This is a genomic window from Shewanella algidipiscicola (assembly GCF_900380485.1).
GTDB lineage: Bacteria > Pseudomonadota > Gammaproteobacteria > Enterobacterales > Shewanellaceae > Shewanella > Shewanella algidipiscicola.
In genome coordinates, this window is the sequence record NZ_OXJV01000001.1 from 1,323,565 (window position 1) to 1,343,944 (window position 20,380).

At 44.3% G+C, this 20,380-nt stretch carries 19 protein-coding genes; 8 read left to right on the forward strand and 11 right to left on the reverse strand.

Annotated features, from left to right (window positions below):
- Nucleotides 1-179: 179 nt before the first annotated feature.
- Nucleotides 180-1,493, forward strand: coding sequence for a molybdopterin-dependent oxidoreductase (locus DN599_RS05870; protein ID WP_110456664.1), 1,314 nt, complete (start codon nt 180-182; stop codon nt 1,491-1,493).
- A gap of 5 nt (nt 1,494-1,498) precedes the next feature.
- The gene (locus DN599_RS05875) at nt 1,499-2,158 is read left to right on the forward strand and encodes a c-type cytochrome (RefSeq protein WP_110456665.1); all 660 of its coding nucleotides are present in this window, start codon (nt 1,499-1,501) and stop codon (nt 2,156-2,158) included.
- A gap of 159 nt (nt 2,159-2,317) precedes the next feature.
- Here DN599_RS05875 and DN599_RS05880 read toward each other — a convergent pair whose 3' ends face one another.
- The 3 genes from DN599_RS05880 to nagZ form a co-directional block, all read right to left on the reverse strand.
- Complete coding sequence (locus DN599_RS05880; protein ID WP_110456666.1) at nt 2,318-2,587, reverse strand: acylphosphatase; 270 nt, start codon at nt 2,585-2,587, stop codon at nt 2,318-2,320.
- 535 nt (nt 2,588-3,122) lie between these two features.
- The gene (gene ycfP, locus DN599_RS05885) at nt 3,123-3,662 is read right to left on the reverse strand and encodes an alpha/beta hydrolase YcfP (protein ID WP_110456667.1); all 540 of its coding nucleotides are present in this window, start codon (nt 3,660-3,662) and stop codon (nt 3,123-3,125) included.
- 75 nt (nt 3,663-3,737) lie between these two features.
- Nucleotides 3,738-4,751 (reverse strand): beta-N-acetylhexosaminidase, encoded by a 1,014-nt coding sequence (gene nagZ / locus DN599_RS05890; protein ID WP_110456668.1) that lies wholly within the window; start codon nt 4,749-4,751, stop codon nt 3,738-3,740.
- Between the two features lie 354 nt (nt 4,752-5,105).
- On the opposite strand from nagZ, the gene DN599_RS05895 reads away from it, so the two are divergent.
- On the forward strand, nt 5,106-6,482 hold the full coding sequence (locus tag DN599_RS05895) for an L-serine ammonia-lyase (protein ID WP_110456669.1): 1,377 nt from the start codon (nt 5,106-5,108) through the stop codon (nt 6,480-6,482).
- A 335-nt stretch (nt 6,483-6,817) separates the two neighbouring features.
- On the opposite strand, the gene cysB is transcribed toward DN599_RS05895, so the two are convergent.
- A complete protein-coding gene (gene cysB, locus DN599_RS05900) occupies nt 6,818-7,792 on the reverse strand; it encodes an HTH-type transcriptional regulator CysB (protein WP_110456670.1) in 975 nt (324 codons plus the stop codon).
- Between the two features lie 224 nt (nt 7,793-8,016).
- On the opposite strand from cysB, the gene DN599_RS05905 reads away from it, so the two are divergent.
- A complete protein-coding gene (locus DN599_RS05905) occupies nt 8,017-8,793 on the forward strand; it encodes a hypothetical protein (protein WP_110456671.1) in 777 nt (258 codons plus the stop codon).
- A 161-nt stretch (nt 8,794-8,954) separates the two neighbouring features.
- Here DN599_RS05905 and pdxH read toward each other — a convergent pair whose 3' ends face one another.
- The 4 genes from pdxH to speA form a co-directional block, all read right to left on the reverse strand.
- A complete protein-coding gene (gene pdxH / locus DN599_RS05910; protein WP_110456672.1) occupies nt 8,955-9,596 on the reverse strand; it encodes a pyridoxamine 5'-phosphate oxidase in 642 nt (213 codons plus the stop codon).
- 59 nt (nt 9,597-9,655) lie between these two features.
- The gene (gene speB, locus DN599_RS05915) at nt 9,656-10,579 is read right to left on the reverse strand and encodes an agmatinase (protein ID WP_110456673.1); all 924 of its coding nucleotides are present in this window, start codon (nt 10,577-10,579) and stop codon (nt 9,656-9,658) included.
- A gap of 28 nt (nt 10,580-10,607) precedes the next feature.
- A complete protein-coding gene (locus DN599_RS05920) occupies nt 10,608-11,528 on the reverse strand; it encodes an adenosylmethionine decarboxylase (RefSeq protein ID WP_110456674.1) in 921 nt (306 codons plus the stop codon).
- Nucleotides 11,529-11,622: 94 nt separating this feature from the next.
- Nucleotides 11,623-13,536 carry a biosynthetic arginine decarboxylase gene (speA, locus tag DN599_RS05925; protein WP_110456675.1) on the reverse strand — a complete coding sequence of 638 codons (1,914 nt, stop codon included), beginning with the start codon at nt 13,534-13,536 and terminating at the stop codon, nt 11,623-11,625.
- Nucleotides 13,537-13,967: 431 nt separating this feature from the next.
- Here speA and DN599_RS05930 point away from each other — a divergent pair, with 431 nt between their 5' ends.
- From DN599_RS05930 to DN599_RS05945, 4 genes are all read left to right on the forward strand, one after another.
- A complete protein-coding gene (locus DN599_RS05930; RefSeq protein ID WP_110456676.1) occupies nt 13,968-14,801 on the forward strand; it encodes a CvfB family protein in 834 nt (277 codons plus the stop codon).
- 102 nt (nt 14,802-14,903) lie between these two features.
- Nucleotides 14,904-15,581 (forward strand): YceH family protein, encoded by a 678-nt coding sequence (locus DN599_RS05935; protein ID WP_110456677.1) that lies wholly within the window; start codon nt 14,904-14,906, stop codon nt 15,579-15,581.
- A gap of 281 nt (nt 15,582-15,862) precedes the next feature.
- Entirely contained in the window at nt 15,863-16,660 is a 798-nt protein-coding gene (locus DN599_RS05940; protein ID WP_110456811.1) for an ABC transporter permease subunit, read from the forward strand.
- Complete coding sequence (locus tag DN599_RS05945; protein ID WP_110456678.1) at nt 16,657-17,562, forward strand: ABC transporter ATP-binding protein; 906 nt, start codon at nt 16,657-16,659, stop codon at nt 17,560-17,562. Before DN599_RS05940 ends, DN599_RS05945 begins: the two co-directional genes overlap by 4 nt.
- A 482-nt stretch (nt 17,563-18,044) precedes the next feature.
- On the opposite strand, the gene DN599_RS05950 is transcribed toward DN599_RS05945, so the two are convergent.
- From DN599_RS05950 to DN599_RS05960, 3 genes are all read right to left on the reverse strand, one after another.
- On the reverse strand, nt 18,045-18,251 hold the full coding sequence (locus tag DN599_RS05950) for a cold-shock protein (RefSeq protein ID WP_028764848.1): 207 nt from the start codon (nt 18,249-18,251) through the stop codon (nt 18,045-18,047).
- 303 nt (nt 18,252-18,554) lie between these two features.
- Nucleotides 18,555-19,367: a 23S rRNA (guanine(745)-N(1))-methyltransferase gene (gene rlmA / locus DN599_RS05955; RefSeq protein WP_110456679.1), complete on the reverse strand. Its 813-nt coding sequence runs from the start codon at nt 19,365-19,367 to the stop codon at nt 18,555-18,557.
- Between the two features lie 52 nt (nt 19,368-19,419).
- Entirely contained in the window at nt 19,420-20,274 is an 855-nt protein-coding gene (locus tag DN599_RS05960) for a hypothetical protein (protein WP_110456680.1), read from the reverse strand.
- Between the last annotated feature and the right edge of the window lie 106 nt (nt 20,275-20,380).

Here is a 20,380-nt window from a genome sequence, read left to right on the forward strand (position 1 = left end):
TTCAGCAAACATCCCTTGCCGTTTTACTAAAGCATTTTTAGCAATCAATCTTGTTAAGGCCATATAGTCAACTAATATTACAGGTTAGCAGCATCATTGGATCGTATGTTATTGAAACCGACTCACCTGACTTTCAATAAACGCGTGCCGCTTAGACGTTGACTAAAAAGGAACCTTATATGGATGACAGAAAGCACAAAAATCACAAAGGGATCTACGAGTATTACGCGAAACACCCAGAGTCAGCCGATGAAAAAATCTTCGGCAGAGTCAGTTATCCCGACCGTCGAGGCTTTTTGAAAGGGGCGGGGCTGGCGACCATGGCCGCGGTACTTGGCGGCGCTATCCCCTTTCATCGTAATATGCCTGCAGGTATTATCCCAGCGGCGTTTGCAGAAGGCCTCGATGATATTATGATCGAAGGAAAAGAGGGGCTGACGGTACTCAACGACAGGCCGATGAACGCAGAGACGCCACCTCACCTCTTGAATGACGACATCACCCCAACCTCGCGCCATTTTATTCGAAACAACGGTATTCCACCGACTGCGGTCAACCCCGAACACTGGACCCTTACCATTAATGGGTTGGTCGATAAGCCTTTGACACTCAGCATCGGTGATCTCAAGCAAAATTTCGATGTAGTGGAGCAACAACTATTAGTGGAGTGCGGAGGTAATGGCCGCGCTTTCTTTGACCCCAAAGCCAAAGGTAATCAATGGACCTACGGTGCTGTAGCTTGCTCGAACTGGACAGGCGTGCGACTCGCTGATGTGCTTAAAGCTGCTGGAGTTAAGGATGGCGCAGTTTACACTGCTCACTACGGTGCAGATAAGCACCTCTCTGGCGAGGAGGGAAAACTTCCTATCTCCCGGGGTCTCCCCATCGCGAAAGCCATGGGCAGTGAAAACCTTATCGCCTTTGAACAAAACGGCAAACCACTTCACCCGATGAATGGGGCTCCTCTTCGCTTAGTCGTGCCCGGTTGGCCAGGGTCGTGCTCGCAAAAATGGCTCACACGCATACAGGTTCGAGATCAAATACATGATGGCCCCAAAATGACTGGCACCGCTTACCGTGTACCTAATCGACCTATTGCACCGGGTGAAAAAGTCGCTAATGAAGACTTCGAGATTATCGAACGTATGCCTGTGAAGTCATTGATCACCTCTCCCCAAACCAATACCCAAGTCCATGGCAGCGAAGTATTAGTTCGAGGTCATGCTTGGTCTGGCGATCGCAAGGTTGATAAAGTACAGGTTTCTATCGACTTTGGCGCAACTTGGATGGACGCAAAGCTTTCTGCGCCATCCAATGAAGGGGCTTGGCAAACCTTTAACACTAAAGTGAAGTTCCCTCAGGCTGGATACTATGAAGTGTGGGCTAAAGCGATTGATGATCATGGAATTAGCCAACCATTTGCTATTGCTTGGAATCCTAAAGGCTACCTCAATAATACCTTTCACCGTGTGGCATTAGTGGTTAAAGGTTGACAGTAATGAACAAACTGAAATTATTTGAGCGGGTTTTCCCGCTCTCATTTTGTCTATTTATATTGATTAGCTTACCAGCTTCAGCAAACGAGGCGCTCATTTTAGCCGGTGGACAACAAGCCATGGTTTGTAAGTCATGCCATCAAATGACGCCCAACGGGGTCACGTTAGTAGGACCTCCACTGTGGGGGTTAGCCGAGAGAGAAATAGCCAGTATTAACAGCTTTAATTACAGTGATGGTTTAAAGCAATATGAGGGAAAATGGAATGCGCAAAGGCTCGATGCATTTTTGGCATCCCCCAGTGAATTTGCCCCAGGCACCAAGATGACATTTCCGGGTATAAAAGATCCAGGTACCCGCGCAGCCATCATTGCGTGGCTTGCCACTCAAAACCCTGTACCGCCAAATTGGCTCACTCCAGCAGCCCAATTGCCAGTAAAATCTGCGGGGGATGGTATTTTGCTCCCGGGAGAGAACATGGAGCTCGTCGCTGCAGTTTGCTCTTCGTGTCACTCACTGCATCTCGTTGCACAACAAGGATTAAGCAAAGCAAGCTGGGATGAGACCTTGCAGTGGATGGTCGATGAGCAGGGAATGAATGAATTAACAGCTGAAGATCACGAAGCGATACTTATCTATCTTTCCACCTATTATGGCTTATAACTCATTGACTAACACGCTGTTTCAAATGATGTTACCGCGTCTTTAATCAATACCCTAGGCGTACATTAAATGTAGGTGTGTACCAAATTGCACAAAGAATCGATGATAAGGTCAAGGCTTGACCTCTTGCTGCTGGGCACAACAAGCAGCACATCGGCCTCAATGGATCGAAAAATCGAGGTAGATATTATCTGCATCATCTTCTTCCACTAACACATCTTGCACACGAGATTGAGGTGCGCCCTCATGGCTCCAAGCGATGAATCGGTCGACCGCATTACTGCCGCCTTGTAATAACACGGCAACGTTGCCGTTATCCAAGTTTTTCACATAACCTGTCAGGCCAAATTCATTGGCTTTTTGCAGGCTATAACGCCTAAAACACACACCTTGAACTTTACCTGATATCGTCAATAATACCCGTTTCATTTGTGCCTCATTTACTCGACTCACCCCTTTGAAGATAACCTAAAGTCGTAAGATGGGCAAAATTCAGACAAAAAAAACAGCTAACGAATAAAGTGGTTAGCTGCATCGGGCGACATACGCAAACGGATACGGATACGGTCCATACTAGACCCAAGCGAAACAATATGTATCAGTTTGTATCACAAAACCTATTGTTAAAGCTATATCTCGGCAGAGGAAACACACTAAAAAGCGTAAACTTTTATTCTCCTGCACTTAAAGGGTTATCTTGTTGCCCAAAAAACGTTCACACAACAAAAACCATACGAACACGCGCAATGCCCCCTAGATAACAGTGCTGAAGGTAAAGACACTGAGGAAAAAATACTGAAAATAAATAATCGTTAAACAAGCTCATGGGGAACCGGCTTGCGAGAAACCAAAGCGATACCAAATGACTCAGCCAAGGCAGATAAACTGATTGGATCAATAGTGCAGAGCAACAATCTTACTTAGCTCAATCAGGCTATCGCGAAGTGGCTCAGTCAAGAGAGGTTTAGGCTAACTTATAGTCTTTAATCTGAGCGAGATGGGCCGCCAGCGAAGCAAATTTGTGGTGCTGCTCCTCATCCCATACCATTTCATAATAAGGGCTTAACGCACTAGCCACAGCTTGATTGTCATTCACGTCATCATGGCGAGATAAAATACACAAACCATTTCCACGATGTTTCTCTCGAAATTGACTGACACACTTATTGGCAATATCGGCGTACTCTTCTGGGCGATCAATTTTCCCCACCATAGTGACTTCAGGATGAAGATTAGGATTAATCAGCACGGTTTTGAGCCCATTAAGAAAGCCGATACGCTCAGCCCAATACGCTCCTAAGCCTACGCCAATGGCCATGGGGTGCGGATCGTCGCACACCTGCAACTGGCGGCTCACCTCATTAAGCAAATGCTGCATATCATGCTTTGGATGCAGAGTACTGTAACTGACTAAGCGTACATCATTGTCAATAAACTGTAATTGACGCATTTTTTCGTGATTACCCGGACTGGTTGCATCGAAGCCATGAAAATAGAGGATCATCCTGTCACCTACTGGTAAAGATTGAACATTAACCTTAGCTAACTTACCGCTGTTACTCGTTGCGCTATATCAAAGTTAGCTCATTACAATCTGCTCGGCTAACAATTTTGCCTTATGCCAACGAGCCTCATCTTGTAATGCCTTAGCCACTTGCACCGGATCGGCACGTAATAGCGAAGCCGAAGCCTTAGGCGAGCACACTGGCCAACTGAAGTCGGTGAGCAGCTCGGTGACACCGCGGTTATCGTTACACACCAAAATCATATCGCAGCCGGCATCGAGGGCAGCTTTAGCGCGCTGTCGATATCCCCCCACCACACCGGCACCTTTCATCCCAAGATCATCAGAAAAAATCACCCCATTAAACTGCAATTCGCTACGCAGCACTTCTTGTAACCAGTAATGAGAAAAGCCGGCGGGATTAGGATCGACGCTATCGTAAATCACATGAGCAGGCATGATCCCCTGCAATTGTTGCTGAGCAATGAGGTGCTTAAAGGGCAGCATATCGAGTTGCCTAATCTCTTGCTCGGATCTTGAGTCCACCGGTTGTGCAATGTGGGAGTCGGCAGCAACGCTACCGTGTCCGGGAAAGTGTTTACCCACCGCGGCCATACCTGCACTGCTCATTCCTTGAATAAAGGCATCGGCTAAGCGGATCACTTCTTGAGGTTGGCCACTAAAGGCGCGAGTGCCTATCACTTGGCTTATTCGATTAAGGTCAAGCACGGGGGCAAAGCTCAAATCAATATCACAGCTCAATAGCTCAACTGCCATTAAAAAACCCAACTCGCAAGCCCACAGGCTAGCCTGCTCAATATCGCCGTTGGCTTTTGGCAAGATGTCACCCATGGCAGGTATGCGGCTAAAACCATCGAGAAAGCGCTGTACTCGCCCACCTTCATGATCAACGGCAATTAACAGATCTGGCCGCTGCGCACGGATAGATGCGACTAGCTCACATAACTGTGCCCGGTCATGATAATTGCGGCTAAATAAAATAATACCGCCGACCATAGGATGCAGTAACTGGGTTTTCTCCTGCTCAGACAAGCTTGTGGACAGCAGGTCCATCATTAAATAGCTCACTTTATCTCCCTAAAACACGCTAAACACTACGGCTCTCTATGCTGTAATGTAAAAATCAAAAAATAACGATTATCTATAAATATATGTATCTAAAAAGAAATGGATTCAATTGTGTAAAATTGCTTCACGCTACAATACACATATGCATAATATGCCTAATCCGAACAGCCTACCCCAAAAATAACTAATGCGAAATATAGTGCAGAAGTATGGGATACTGCTACTTTATCAATCTTAATTTGCTGACACGTTTAGCACAACATTTTCACGGGTATGGTCAGCATAAACTGACGAATAGACCTAAAATAATAAGATTGAATAACGATCACCATGAACACAAGCAGGGTTTTATAAATGATTAGCGTATTTGACATGTTTAAAATTGGTATTGGACCATCGAGCTCACACACTGTGGGCCCGATGAAAGCAGGTAATATCTTTATCAAAGATTTAGAAAAGCATGGTCATTTGGCAGCAACTGATGAACTGAGATCTGAACTCTTTGGCTCTCTTGGACAAACTGGTAAAGGTCACGGTACGGGTAAAGCCGTAATTTTAGGCTTAATGGGTGAAGAACCAGAAACGGTCGACACCGATGCCATCGATGGGATTTTAGCTCACGTTAATGACACTCAATCATTAAACATGCCAAATCAAAAAGTGGTTCGCTTCAGCCGCGAGCATGGCATTACCTACCACAGACGCAAGAGCCTCCCTGCACATGCTAATGCCATGACGCTTTATGCCTATGAAAAAGGCGAGTGTATCTATCAACGTACTTATTACTCTGTGGGTGGTGGCTTTATTCTCGATGAAGATGAAATTTTAGCTAAAAATGCTTCACCTGCGGCGCCCATTGAGTCTGCACCTTACGATTTTAATAGTGCGGCTGAACTACTCAACATGTGTGTCGACAACGGTTTGAGCATATCTGCACTCATGATGGCAAATGAGCGCTCTGTGGGTGAAGAGCAAGAAATTAAGCAGCGCTTATGGCATATATGGCAAACCATGAAAACTTGCGTGGAGCGTGGCTATCAAAAAGAAGGCATTTTACCTGGTGGCCTCAAATTACGCCGTCGTGCTCCAGCACTTTATCGTCGCCTTAAAGCCGAAGGTAAAAATACTGTCGATCCGTTAACGGCACTGGACTGGGTCGACCTATTTGCATTAGCCGTTAATGAGCAAAATGCAGCAGGCGATCGCGTGGTTACTGCCCCCACTAACGGCGCGGCGGGCATTATTCCTGCGGTATTATGTTATTACGATACTTTTGTTCAAGAGGTCGATATCGACATCTGCTGCCAATATTTATTAACCGCAGCCGCTATCGGAATTTTATATAAGAAAAACGCTTCAATTTCTGGCGCTGAAGTGGGTTGTCAGGGTGAGGTCGGTGTAGCCTGCTCTATGGCCGCGGCAGCGCTAACCGAGATCATGGGCGGCACGGTAGAACACGTAGAAAACGCCGCCGAAATTGGTATGGAACATAACCTAGGCTTAACCTGCGATCCGGTTGGAGGCTTAGTGCAAGTGCCTTGTATTGAACGTAACGCTATGGGGGCTGTTAAGGCAATTAATGCTTCTCGCCTAGCGATGCGCGGTGATGGTAATCATAAGGTGTCATTAGACAAGGTGATTAAAACCATGATGGATACCGGCAAAGACATGCGCAGCAAATACAAAGAAACCGCCAAAGGTGGTTTAGCGGTTAACATTGTAGAGTGTTAAGCTGACAATACTGCATCTGCCGCCTCCGGCTCAGCTTGTCACTGTGCCCTGATGTTAGCAGTTAACTTAACCTTTAGCCGAGCACGCTCTCGAGGTTATTATCCATAACCTCAGCCTCGCTCGATTATGGAGCTTAAGCATAGACGCGCAGGCAGCAAACCTAAAGCCCACCGCTTTTACTAAAAAAATCCCCATAAAAAACTCGCCTTGGCGAGTTTTTTATTACTATCGGTTTGTGTCACTATCAAATGCTGTTATCGACTGTCTCTGACGAGTATCACTTTTGGTATTTGTCCTAAAATTTAGTCGCAACACCTAAGGTAACATCCAAGGGCTTAACGTATAGGCAACTCTATGTCGGCAAACAGATTTTCAATCAGCTGTGGATCCCGTAATGCCACCGCTTTCTCCACGATTTCTTTGGTCAAGTGTGGCGCAAAATGTTCGATGAACTCATACATATATGTCCGTAAGAAGTTACCTTTTCTAAAACCAATTTTAGTGGTGCTGTGGGCAAAAAGATGGCTGGCATCAATCGCCACCAAATCTTTATCTATTACAGGATCGATAGCCATTGAAGCGATCACCCCCACCCCTAAGCCTAAGCGAACATAGGTTTTCAATACATCAGCACTGGTGGCAGTAAACACGACTCTGGGATCGATGCCCGCCTGATTAAAGGCTTTCTCGATTTCTGACTCTCTATCGAACCCAAACACATAAGTGACTAATGGAAAGCGGCCTAAATCCTCAATACTGATCTTTGACCGTGTTGCTAAAGGATGATCCTTAAGCACCACAATCGAGCGATTCCAGTGGTAACACGGCAACATAATTAAGTCTGAATACAGATGCATCCCTTCGGTTGCGATAGCAAAATCGGCATCACCGCGGGCGGCCAATTCACTTATCTGCGAGGGAGTACCCTGATGCATATGCAAATTGACTTTAGGATAACGGTCGATAAAACCACGAATAATATTAGGCAAGGCATAACGTGCCTGCGTGTCTGTGGTGGCAATATTCAGCTCGCCCTGATCTGGCTTAGTGTATTCCTCAGCCACTTTTTTGATACTCTCGACTTTGCCGAGAATATCATTGGCAATACTGATCACCTGCAAACCTGCGGGTGTGACATGGGTAAGGTGTTTACCACTGCGGCCAAAGATTTGAATGCCCAGTTCATCCTCGAGCATCCTGACTTGTTTACTGATCCCCGGCTGCGATGTATATAAATTTTCAGCTGTGGCAGAAACATTTAGGTTATGATTAACCACTTCGGCGATATATCTAAGTTGCTGCAGCTTCATCGTCTATCCTTTAGCAAGGTCTGTGCTCCAAGGCTTAACACCGCCTAAATAGGAAGCTAAGTATAAGAATTAGTTATAGTATACGAAAAAAATTAAAGCAAATAGAATATAGCATAGAGTTGTGGCAGATCACACGACTTTAGCGCAAAGCTAGACTAAGATAGCTATGCTAGAGTGTTGATTTATAGTAGCATTAACGGAATTGCATAAATTATGGTAGACCTATGATATTTACTTTGGTTCTGATCCTCATCGGTGCATTACTTCTACTGGTTATCGGTATCAATGTTATCCAACAGCAGAAAGAACGTGCCGAGGCAGAAAGAAGAACAGAATTAGCCAGACAGAGAGCCATAATAGATGAAACTGAAACCGTATTGTCTTGCACCGGTATGTTTCCCTGCTCGACCAATATCGTGCTTATTCTCTATAAACGCGTTCAAGAGGCGTTGTCACTGTCGGTAAGCCTAGGTGGCAATCAGGCAACGGATTACCATCGCCGCTTACAAGACATTAATGCTCAAATCGAAACCCTCAATAACGGTACAAAACAGAATCCGTCGGTGGAGAGTTTTCGCTTACCCGATACCGATAAACAGATCCTCACCTTAGTTCAAGTGCTTAAAAAGCTTAAGGCCATTTTGAGAGCCGAGCATAACAAAGGCAAAATTGATCCTACCATTTTTGCTCAAGAAGAGGCTCGTATCGACAGCTTACAATTAAGAATTAATGTCGACTCTATGTTATCGCGCGCCCGCAGTGCCAGTTTTATGAAGCAATATGGCTCATCTAAACAGATGGTGACCAAGGCGCTGGCGACCTTGCATACCATTAAAGCCATGACGCCTAACGATCCATTTATTACCAAAAAAGTCGATGAAGCTAAAATATTACTCGATGAGATCATGGGAGCACAGAAGCAGGCAACGCCTAACGCACCTCAGCCTAAAAATGATGATGACGATATTGATGTATTGTTCCAACCAAAGAAAAAGTGGTAGTGCTAATCACAAACTAACAGCGGCCCATAAATGCTATCCATAAAAAAATCGCCTCTTGATGGGCGATTTTTTTATGTTTCATACGAGCAAGTCACAAGCATAGCTAAGATGACTAGGTTACTCGCTTAGCTCAAAAGACTAGCTCAAAAAGACTAAGAAGCTTAAGGCGCTAAACGGTCAATCTCCCAGCCTTTGTCCGCCCTAGTGTATAAAAAGCGATCGTGTAAACGATGCTCTCCACCTTGCCAAAACTCGATACTCGATGGACGCACTAGATAACCGCCCCAAAACTTTGGCAAAGGTACTTCACCTCGACTAAATTTGGCTTTCATTTCTGCAAATTTGCTTTCAAGTGCTTGTCTTGCCGAAATTTTACTCGACTGCTTCGAGACCCAAGCGGCTATCTGGCTCTCTTTAGGGCGAGTCATAAAGTATTTTAACACTTCTGCAGTCGACAGCGGCTCGGCAACCCCCGTAACCGCCACCTGCCGTTCTAATGCATGCCAAGGAAACAACAGGCTCACTTTGGCGTTGTGGGCAATCTGCTCCGCCTTACGACTCGCAAGATTGGTAAAAAAGACAAATCCGTCATTATCAAACCGTTTAAGCAATACGATACGCTGAAAAGGTTGCCCCGTTTCATCTACCGTAGCAACAGACATGGCGGTGGGATCGGTCAACACCTCGGCATCACGAATTTGCTCTAGCCAGGTCTCGAATAGTGCCATAGGGTGCTCAGGCAGCTCATCGCGATGTAAGCCGCCTAAAGTATATTCTCGCCTGATATCACTGATCTTAGACATCTTTCAACCTTTCCTTGCGGTATGTAATCAAACCCTTGTCGTCAACTGCATTATAACGGTTACTTTTTATGCGCACTTGCCCAAACATGCAACATCTCTAGCCCTAAGGTTGCGCCAGCTAAGGCGGTGATTTCAGCCGAGTCATAAGCCGGGGCCACTTCTACAACGTCCATGCCCACAACATTCATACCGCGCAGGCCACGAATGATTTTCATCGCTTTATCACTGGTTAAACCGCCGCACACTGGGGTGCCGGTACCTGGAGCATAGGCTGGATCGAGACAGTCAATGTCAAAGGTGACGTAAAGAGGCATATCCCCCACTCGCGCCTTAATTTGCGCCACTATATCATCGGCACTTAAATCGTTGGCAGTCGCGGCATCAATCACCTGAAATAGATGGTTACTGGTATCGAACTCGGTGCGGATCCCAATTTGGATAGAATGAGCTGCATCGATAATGCCTTCATTGGGCGCATGGAAAAACATAGTGCCATGATCGTACTTGCTCCCCTGAGAATAGGTATCTGTATGGGCATCAAAATGTAGCAAGGCCATTTTTCCGTGTTTTTTATAGTGTGCCCTTAACAAGGGTAAAGTCACAAAGTGATCTCCACCAAAGCTCAGCATCGCCTTACCTGAACTGATAATTGCCGTGGCAAAATCTTCTACGCGTTGGGTAAAATCTGCTGCATCACCGCAATCGTATACTAGATCACCGGCATCGACCATTTTAAGGCATTCGCTTAATTTAAAATCCCAAGGCCAGCGTTGCTCTTCCCAAGCCAGATTAACCGAAGCTTGACGAATAGCACCAGGTCCCATACGGCCACCAGAACGACCAGTGGTTGCCATATCGAACGGTAAACCTAATATCACCACATCGGCATCGCTTTGCAGTGGTTTAAAATCCAAAGGTTGTCTTAAATAACCAAATGCATTGGAATAAAGCGAATAGTCAGGCTTATCTGCAATCGTGGTCATGGTTGCTCCATATGTTGTTAACTAATGATCACAAGCTCACTACCGTTAGTGGTTCGCTAACGCGTGGTTTGTAATGGCTAATATAAAGGGTATTGGTATCGTTTAATACTAAGTGGGTTTGCGCCAATAATTGCGAAGCCATAAACTCGTAATGACTTAACGAAGCATTAATCCCCACCACATCCCAACTACTTGGTTTAAAAACAGTAATTAATGAGTTTAACCCATCCATTAGCCGGTGCCCCGCCCTCATATTGGTCTCTATGCTGACATAAGAGCTGGGTTGTTGTGGCGTAATGTGCAGGGTAATGTATTCGCGCCCATGAATGCCGTTAACCGAATATCCCATAGGGTCAAATAAATAGTCATCAAAGGTAAATTCAGGCCAGATAACGCCCAGCTGTAATAAGGATAAAATGGTGTCTTTAGACTGCTGCGGACCACACAGATAATCGGCCACGTCACCCTTTATATGGTAAAGCTGTAACGCGCAGCTGTACTGACTGTGGGCAGATGGTGCGCAACAAAAAAGATAATGATGATGGCTGTCCAGATCACCGATACGATAAGCCTGCCCAGCAATAGACTGCTTTAATCGAGCAATATCCTCTTCAAAGCGAGTTGCCTGCAGATGAGGAAACAGTTCGCTCTTGCGTTGATAGCTAAACCAGACAATATGGTCAATACCAATGCTTTTTACGATATGCAGAGTCGTATCGACTAAACTGGTATTACCGCAAGTGATCAATAGCAGTTTGTTATGCCAAACAAATAAGCTCGACTCACTCAATACATAAGCGTCACAGTCGGCATTAGTCTGGGTCGACAATATCTCGGCTCCGGCTTTCGCCAAGGCTGATGACCAAAATTCACCAGTAAACCCGCGCAGCGATGCACTGGCATCGTCAATCACCATCTCTAACCGCTTCTCTGCGCCTTCAAACAACATAGTCTTAACTACCTAAAATTCATCAAACGGCATAAAGCCAGCTTTAGCGTAGGCTTATCTCTGGCTTTATGCTGCACACTATTATTATGAGCGCTTAAGAAAAATCTTCCAAATAGGTGTAGCCTTTTAGACCTAGCTGCAGCTCTTCTAAAATATTGGCCCGTTCACCCTCTTCAATGTGTTGATTGACCAGCTCTTCATACGTTCGCATAAACGAGACAGCATCAAGGTTCACATAACGCAATACGTCAGCAACAGTATCGCCAGCAAGCACAGATTCGATGTTGACTACACCATTGTCTTCTAGGCGCACAACCGCAGAATTAGTATCGCCGAATAGGTTGTGCATATCCCCCAAGATCTCTTGATATGCACCCACAAGGAAGAAACCTATCAGATAGGGGCTTTCGGCGCTCCATGCAGGGACCGGTAGGGTAGTTTCAATACCTTGACCGTCAACATATTGATCGACAATCCCATCTGAGTCACAGGTGATATCTAGCATCACCGCCCGGCGCTCTGGTTCTTTATCTAAACCACTCAATGGCATTACAGGGAAAACCTGATCGATACCCCAAGCATCGGGCAACGACTGAAACAGTGAAAAATTAACGAAGAATTTATCGGCTAATTTTTCATTTAATTCATCGATTACTGGGCGGTGGAAACGATATTTACTGCTCATCACCCCTTTGAGTTCATAGCAAACACGCAGGTTCATCTGCTCGGCCCACGCACGGTCGGCAAGGCTCACTTGACCAAGCGCAAACAAGGAATGCACTTCAGTTAAATCACTTTGCACATCATGATAAATTTCAATCAGGGCACGTTGATCGGCGCGGGCGCTGACCTCTGTCCATGATTGCCACATATTTTTCAGTTGCTGTGGAGCGTCGTCATTAGGCTGCTCAATCTGTTCACACTTATAGGCTTCTGTGCCGATGACATCGGTGATCAACACGGCATGGTGCGCTGTTAAATAGCGGCCAGACTCAGAGATCAATCTTGGCATAGGTTGGCCATACTCGGTGCACATATCTTTTAGCACACTGACAATATTGTTGGCATATTCGGTTAGGCCGTAGTTCATCGAATTACTGCTTTGGCTACGAGTGCCATCATAATCAACCGCTAAGCCGCCACCGACATCGAAACATTTGACATTCGCGCCCAGCTTTTGCAGCTCACAGTAAAAGCGCCCTGCTTCACTTACACCACTGCGAATATCGCGAATATTGGCGATTTGCGAACCCAAGTGGAAGTGCAATAACTGTAAACAATCCAACATATTATTGGCTTTCAACGAGTCAATAACGGTTAGTACTTGCGCCGCAGATAAACCAAACTTGGATTTTTCTCCACCACTGGCTTGCCACTTGCCTTTACCTTGGAACGCCAAGCGTACCCGTAACCCCAAACGGGGCGTGACGCCCAACTTTTTGGCTTCTTCGAGTACCACTTTCAGCTCAGAGAGTTTTTCGAGCACGATATAGACGCTATGTCCCAGTTTTTCACCGATCAAGGCCAGACGAATATATTCGACATCTTTGTAGCCATTACAGATAATCACCGAACTGGCCTTTTGTGCCATGGCGAGAACGGCCATTAATTCAGGCTTACTGCCGGCTTCTAGCCCTAATTGCGGCACCTCTTTTGACACTTGGCTGGCTAAGATCTCTTCAACCACAGTTTGTTGCTGGTTAACCTTAATCGGATAAACCAACAAATAATCTGATTGGTATTCATAACGTTGGATCGCTTGGTTAAACGCATGACACAAGCTATTCACTCTGTGATGAAGGATTTGTGGGAAACGGACTAATACCGGCAAAGCCACACCAGACTTAACCATATCCTTGGCTAACTCATTTAACCCAATACTGTGCTCAGGATGATTCGGATCGGGCGATACGGTCACCTCACCGGCCTCGCTTATGCCGTAGAGCCCAGAGCTCCAGTAATTTACGTTATAACCAGCGTAAGCATCTTGAATAGACCAATTACTCATATTTTCTCAACCTGTCTATTGACATTTATATTCAGTAAGCTGCTTGCTTACCAACACATTAATGTTACTCAATATCGCACCATATCAGGTAAATAAGCCGCAACATCAACACCATTTTTGAGTGTCAGCTATCGAAGAAATGACTCCGAGTCCCCGTCATTAAACTGCCTAGATTGACTCTGCTTTAAAGTAAAAAAGGCGCGCAATTAAACCCTCGAAACTCACTCAATGCAAGTAACATTATCACAATAATTTATCACAAGGGGGATTACACTTTATCGTAACCGACTTTTGGTGCAGTAGTGCTCAAGATGCAGCGATTAACCCCATAAAAAAATAAACCATTTTAACTTAAGTGCAATGCAGCATCTTAAGTAAAATTCCACTATAATCCGCAGTCGAGTTTGTTAGCCAATACCATAGAGAATCCCATGATTGAGATAGGAAAATCCTGTAATCTCGAGATCGTCAAACAAGTCGATTTCGGTGTGTATCTTAATGCGCACGAATTAGGCCAAGTGCTACTGCCTAAAAAAGTGGCACCAAAACAGTTTAACATCGGTGATAAAATCGATGTGTTCCTCTATCTTGATTCTGAAGACATGGTGATTGCGACAACCAAGATCCCTAAAGTCGAAGTGGGCCAATTTGCCTACTTAAAATGCGTGGCTACCGGTCCATTTGGTGCATTTCTGGACTGGGGACTGGATAAAGATCTGTTTTTACCCTTCGGTGAACAACATAAAGAGATTGAAGTCGGTCGCTCTTACTTAGTCTATGTCTATCTTAATAGCGCCGATGAACGCATTGTTGCCTCATCGAAAGTAGATAAATTTTTAGACAAAACGCCCCCTCCTTACAGCAATGGCCAAGAGGTCAGCTTAATCATTGGTGGGACGACCGATTTGGGCTACAAAGCCATCATTAACCATGCTCATTGGGGCGTTATCTATAAAAATGAAGTATTTAGAGAGCTACGTTTTGGTCAACGTCTCAAAGGCTTTATTAAGCGTGTAAGAAGTGACGATAAAATTGATTTGGTATTACAACGAGGTGTCAAAGAAGAACTCGACAAACATGCCAACACTATTATTATCAAACTAAAACAAGCAGGCGGCTTTTTACCACTTACAGATAAAACCGATGCTGAACAAATATATGCCGCACTGGGCATGAGTAAAAAAGCATTTAAAAAGAGCATTGGTGGCTTATATAAGCAGCAAAAAATCACTATCGACACCGACGGTATTCGTTTAGTTGAATAGATAACCAGCAGTAAGCCGTCCTTTACGACGATTGCCTTTGCATAAAAGCATAGCTCTGATATAACAAAGCTATGCTTTTTTTATGCGGAATATCCTACACCTATGAATCTGACCCCTTATGAAGCACGTGTCATTGGTTGCCTTTTAGAAAAAGAAATCACCACTCCAGAACAATATCCATTGTCACTCAACAGCTTAACGCTAGCGTGTAACCAAAAATCGAGCCGAGATCCCGTGATGGCTTTGAGTGAAAACGATACCCAAATCACCTTAGATTCTCTGAGTAAAAAACGCCTTATTGCCGAGCAAAGCGGCTTCGGCTCACGGGTCGTAAAATATAAACACCGCTTTTGCAATACCGAATTTAGCGATCTGCAATTAACATCTGCCCAAGTCGCCATTATCTGTTTATTACTCCTGCGTGGTCCACAAACCCCTGGTGAGCTGCGAACTCGTAGTAATCGTCTTCACACCTTTGCCGATGTCGCCGAAGTCGATCAAGCCTTAAAGGGCCTCAGTAATATGCAAACCCCACTTGCACAACAGTTACCACGAGAGCCCGGTAAGCGTGAATGCCGCTTCACAGAGTTAATCAGTCAACCCGGCATCGAATACAGTCAACATAGCGTCAGCAGCACAACACAGATATCAAGCTGCTCCATCCACTCAGAATCGTCAAATAATAAACCACCACTGATTGACCGTGTTCAACAATTAGAGCTAGAAGTGGCAGAGTTAAAAGTACAGCTAGCACAACTACTGAGTAATAAAACCGATTAAATAGAATAAGTGATTGATTCATGATTAGAATGGTTTATATCAAGACGTAAATTGAGATAACAAGTTATTCTAATTATAAATTTACTGTATCTAAGAAGCATATTCCCCTTTGCTTGATAACGACCAAACTAAGGTGATTGGTATCATTTACACAAATTAAGCACCATTAATAACATCAATACTGTGCAGCATTACACCTCATGTGAGTGTAGTACGGTCAATTTTAGATTAAGGATTAATCATTGGATATTGTCAGCCCAAAAGGTTCCATTTCTGGGGTAATGTTATTAGCTCAATTTGAGCTAAAAAAAATCTTGTTCAGCACGCGAGGATTAATCGCGGTTATCGCATTTGCCTTAGTTTGGTTACTGATTTTATGGTATCCAGTAAAAGAAGCTTCTGTGTACCTGTTTTCAACTGAATTTAAACAATTTATTACTGCTCTATTTGGTGAAGACTCAGTCAGCGAACTGTTTACTTGGCAAGTGCCTGAAATGGCAATTGTGTGGGTTGCAGCCTTATACCTGTTTCCTCTATTTAGTATTTTAGTCAGCGCAGACCAATTTGCCTCAGACAGAGCGAGAGGTACTTTTCGCTTTTTAACCTTGCGTACCAGCCGGAATACGCTATTTTTTGGCCGTTTTACTGGCTACTTGTTGATCCAAGCACTTCTACTGTTACTGACCTTATTTGCGACTTTGTTACTCGTCGCCTACCGTGATATCAGTGCCATATTACCCGCTCTAGGCTCAAGTCTCTTTGTGTTTGTTAACATCATGATAGTGCTACTGCCCTATACCGCCTTAATGGCCATTTTATCGCTCTACGCTAACTCTGCACGTCAGGCCACCATCTATGCTGTACTCCTGCTGGCTGGCATCAGTATCATTAACAATATTTTGGATTATTACCTACCGGATTTGAGTAGCCTATTACAGTGGGTTGCCCCAGGCGCACAGCTGTCGATGATGATCAATACCCATGGGGTTAGCAGCCTGCCTATCGCGGCCATTCCGCTAGTTCAAGCGGCGGTACTATTGATATTAGGAAAAACTTACATGGCGAGGATCGCATTATGAGCCTTATTAGCTGTCACAACGTCGGTAAATCCTACGGCCATAAACGCGCATTAGATCAAGTCAGTTTTGAGCTTGAGGCTGGGCAGGCTGTCGCATTAGTGGGCCCCAATGGTGCGGGAAAAACCACACTTTTTTCATTATTGTGTGGCTACATCTGCCCATCCCAAGGTGAGATCCACATTTTAGGTCATCACCCAGGCAGTAAAGCACTGCTCGGAAAAGTTGCCGCTCTACCGCAAGACGCACGCTTAGACCCAAATTTGACGATAGAATCACAACTGGTCTTATTTGCGCAATTACAAGGCTTTAATAAACAAGCAGCCTTAGTTGAATGTGAACGCGTGCTTAACCTTGTGGATCTTAATGAGATAGCCAAACATAAGCCCTTGGCGCTCAGCCATGGCATGAGTAAACGGGTTTCCATCGCGCAAGCCTTGATTGGTTCACCTCAATTAGTGTTACTCGATGAACCCACCGCAGGACTCGATCCTGCCAATGCCAAAGCCATTAGAGAGCTAGTACGAAACCAATCACACCAAACTACCTTTGTGATCAGCTCTCATAACCTAGATGAACTGGAAAAGCTGTGCGATAAAGTGCTCTACCTTGATAAAGGCATCTTAAATCAGTCAATATCGATTAAAGACAATCAAGCAGCACACTACCTAACGTTAACTATGCAAGAGTGCGATACAGAGGCATTAATGACCCAGTTATCACACTGGTCACAAGTTAACAGTATCAAGAGCAATCAACACAACGAATTTGTTATTCGGTACAACTTAATGCAAGATTTTGAGCTAGAAAATCAGTTATTTAAACTTTTTTCATCCCAAGGTTGGACATATCGTACATTACAACGCGGTAGAACCTTAGAAGACAAACTATTCTCTAACGAGTAGGCCGATTACTGTATCTAACAAGCCAGCGCCAATGCGCTGGCTTTTTTATCAGAGTTCATTTAACGCTTACCCAGTAATCTATATGATTAACCCATTACATATTATTAAACGGCACATTATCAAGCTAGGAGCTTAGTGCTAGCCTTGTCGATGTCGGTTCGATGATTCAGATTGATTGAGTCGGTGGTCAATACGTATCGTAATCAACAGCGACAATGGTATGGCGAACAATAGATTTAACTTCATTCAGTGAAGCAAGGGCTGAGCAGCATTAAAAGCTCAAAGGCAAACTAAGTAAATACTCAGTTATTATAAAAATGCGGCTTGCTCCGGTTGTTTATGTTTTATGAATATAAAAGTATAAAGCTAGTGGAGAGGATGGCTGATAGATGATGAAAAGGAAACCATTAGGCAAAAAAAGAGCCGCTATAAATAGCGGCTCTTACAATTCTGTTTAGTAGCTAATGCTACTAAAGGTCAGCTTAAAGAACAGTTACGTTCTCAGCTTGTGGACCTTTTTGACCTTGAGTCACAGTGAACTGTACTTTCTGACCTTCGTCAAGAGTTTTGAAACCGTCAGAGTTGATCGCACGGAAGTGTACGAAAACGTCTGGGCCAGACTCTTGCTCGATAAATCCAAAACCTTTGTCAGAGTTGAACCACTTAACAACGCCAGTAACTTGAGACATGATATAAATCCTGTAACTAAATAAAATAAAGCCTTAAACGGCAGTAGAGCTGGAAAATGCCGGTATTACTTATGTTAACAGGACGAACTGGTCGTATTGAACACATAAAGTTAAGCCCAACTTTCAAGCTGTAATCACTATAAATCATTCTGGCGGTATGTCAACAGTCAGTAGGCATACTAAATCTGGTTTTTTACTTTAATTTCTGTCAGTTGTTTGAAATCATGCCAAAGAATGAGTTCCAACAGAAAACCCATTTTTTTCGAACCAAAAAAATTAATAACTTAAACAATAGCTAACAATTTAACTAGCGCAAAAAACCTCAATTTTAAAATCAAGCTCACAATTAAAAGGCTGACTCATTAATGCCCGTTTTTGTTCATCCGTTAACTTCCAACTATATGGCGTCATGGTCAAAAAATGTTGAATATCGTCACTATCGCTTAACTGTAATCTCTGCTCTACCCGCTCACTATAGATATGGGTAAACCCCGCAATTTGGCTGATAATGTCTGGGTGTGAACGAGGATTATCATAAATTAACTCTTTAAGAGCAAAGTGATGTTGCGGTCCAGCCGACACCGTAATTAACGTGGCACCACTTTTAGCTACCCGCCTAAGCTCAGCATCCAGTGAAGGCGCATATATGCGGAGCATCAGATCAAAGCTCTCATCCTCAAAAGGCATCTCAAAACTACTGGCGACACAAAAATCGATATCGGGGTAACGTTTTGCCGCGTACTTTAACGCCGATTTAGAAATATCCACGCCATTTAAGGTAAATGCTCCACGCTGCGACATCACCTGGTGTAAGCGGTGTGAGTAATACCCCTCACCACAACCAATATCCAATCCTGATGTTGCCTGAGCAGCATATTCTGCCGCGAGCTGATTAACTCTATCGCTCATGGCTTGATAATAACCTTTATTCAGAAACTCGCGACGAGCGAACATCATCTCTTTGTTATCACCGGGATCTTTTGAGCGTTTTTTCTGTACGGGCAATAAATTGACATATCCCTCTTTAGCGCAATCGAATCTATGGTTATTCGAGCAACTCCAAGTCGTTTGCTTAAGGCTTAAAGGTTGCTGACAAATTGGGCAACGGTAGTTCATTGTGTTATGTCCAAAAGAAAAACTTAAAAATAAGATGTAAAACAGTCAAAAATCAAATAGGGATCACGTTTGTCATTAACGATAATGAATCGTCGTTATCATCAACTAATATTTGTTCGACCATGGCGTTGAGCTCTGGCGTTGCAAGCGACTGGTAAGACGCTAATTTACGCTGTAATAAGTCTGAATGTTCCACCTGATTAGCGGCGTAATGCCAATGAGTACGCTCAGCCGATTGCTGATAATGTCTGGCAATCAATTGCTGGCGGCGATGCAATTGCCTATCGAGACTGGCCACCATATCGATAATGGTACTTTGAGACTCAATTCCATTATCACAGGCAAAGCGGGTCAACTCTCTACGCACCATATCGAGCTCACTAAGCGCCAATAATAAACCTTGCACACTCGTTTCAAAATCAAACGGCTGGGCAAGAATCGTCTGTGCACGTGTTAAAGCGCTAGGGCCCCCAAATAAACGAAGATCTTTTTCGAGTTCGAGCAGCTGCCATTTGTTACCAGAGTCAGTCGCAAAACGAAATTGTGCCCCTTCTGGCTCAATGTAAATTATCAATCCTTGACGGAGTAAACTGATACATAACGAGAGTGAATAGCCTAGTCCCGTAAATAAGCGAACACCTTGACCAAGCCCACGCAGCAACGAAGGTGTTAAATATGGCGCGGGAGCATCATCGAACGGTGCTAGGTTAAGTTGCAATAAGGGATGCAGACGTGCGATTAATCCACTCGCTAATCCAGAATCATCAACCACAATAAATTCAGCAATATGGCCATCCATTGTCTGTAAAAGGCATTGCTCGCTCACATTTTCCTTTAGGGTTAACACCAGACGTGAAGCGGTCGTAATATGGATTAGCTGCGGTTGAGTAAATAACGATTCAAACATGACATTCCCTATAGATAGAGGATTATTGTACCTTCGATGAAACATTTCTGCTAATTCTAAAATGTCCTAAATTCAATCTGGTAGCGATAAATACTGGCTTACAATG

Bases quoted from the DNA above. Each gene is read 5' to 3' on its own strand.
- DN599_RS05870 (WP_110456664.1), top strand. From the start codon at position 180: ATGGATGACAGAAAGCACAAAAATCACAAAGGGATCTACGAGTATTAC.
- DN599_RS05875 (WP_110456665.1), top strand. From the start codon at position 1,499: ATGAACAAACTGAAATTATTTGAGCGGGTTTTCCCGCTCTCATTTTGT.
- DN599_RS05880 (WP_110456666.1), bottom strand. From the start codon at position 2,587: ATGAAACGGGTATTATTGACGATATCAGGTAAAGTTCAAGGTGTGTGT.
- ycfP (WP_110456667.1), bottom strand. From the start codon at position 3,662: ATGATCCTCTATTTTCATGGCTTCGATGCAACCAGTCCGGGTAATCAC.
- DN599_RS05895 (WP_110456669.1), top strand. From the start codon at position 5,106: ATGATTAGCGTATTTGACATGTTTAAAATTGGTATTGGACCATCGAGC.
- cysB (WP_110456670.1), bottom strand. From the start codon at position 7,792: ATGAAGCTGCAGCAACTTAGATATATCGCCGAAGTGGTTAATCATAAC.
- DN599_RS05905 (WP_110456671.1), top strand. From the start codon at position 8,017: ATGATATTTACTTTGGTTCTGATCCTCATCGGTGCATTACTTCTACTG.
- pdxH (WP_110456672.1), bottom strand. From the start codon at position 9,596: ATGTCTAAGATCAGTGATATCAGGCGAGAATATACTTTAGGCGGCTTA.
- speB (WP_110456673.1), bottom strand. From the start codon at position 10,579: ATGACCACGATTGCAGATAAGCCTGACTATTCGCTTTATTCCAATGCA.
- DN599_RS05920 (WP_110456674.1), bottom strand. From the start codon at position 11,528: ATGTTGTTTGAAGGCGCAGAGAAGCGGTTAGAGATGGTGATTGACGAT.
- speA (WP_110456675.1), bottom strand. From the start codon at position 13,536: ATGAGTAATTGGTCTATTCAAGATGCTTACGCTGGTTATAACGTAAAT.
- DN599_RS05930 (WP_110456676.1), top strand. From the start codon at position 13,968: ATGATTGAGATAGGAAAATCCTGTAATCTCGAGATCGTCAAACAAGTC.
- DN599_RS05935 (WP_110456677.1), top strand. From the start codon at position 14,904: ATGAATCTGACCCCTTATGAAGCACGTGTCATTGGTTGCCTTTTAGAA.
- DN599_RS05940 (WP_110456811.1), top strand. From the start codon at position 15,863: ATGTTATTAGCTCAATTTGAGCTAAAAAAAATCTTGTTCAGCACGCGA.
- DN599_RS05945 (WP_110456678.1), top strand. From the start codon at position 16,657: ATGAGCCTTATTAGCTGTCACAACGTCGGTAAATCCTACGGCCATAAA.
- DN599_RS05950 (WP_028764848.1), bottom strand. From the start codon at position 18,251: ATGTCTCAAGTTACTGGCGTTGTTAAGTGGTTCAACTCTGACAAAGGT.
- rlmA (WP_110456679.1), bottom strand. From the start codon at position 19,367: ATGAACTACCGTTGCCCAATTTGTCAGCAACCTTTAAGCCTTAAGCAA.
- DN599_RS05960 (WP_110456680.1), bottom strand. From the start codon at position 20,274: ATGTTTGAATCGTTATTTACTCAACCGCAGCTAATCCATATTACGACC.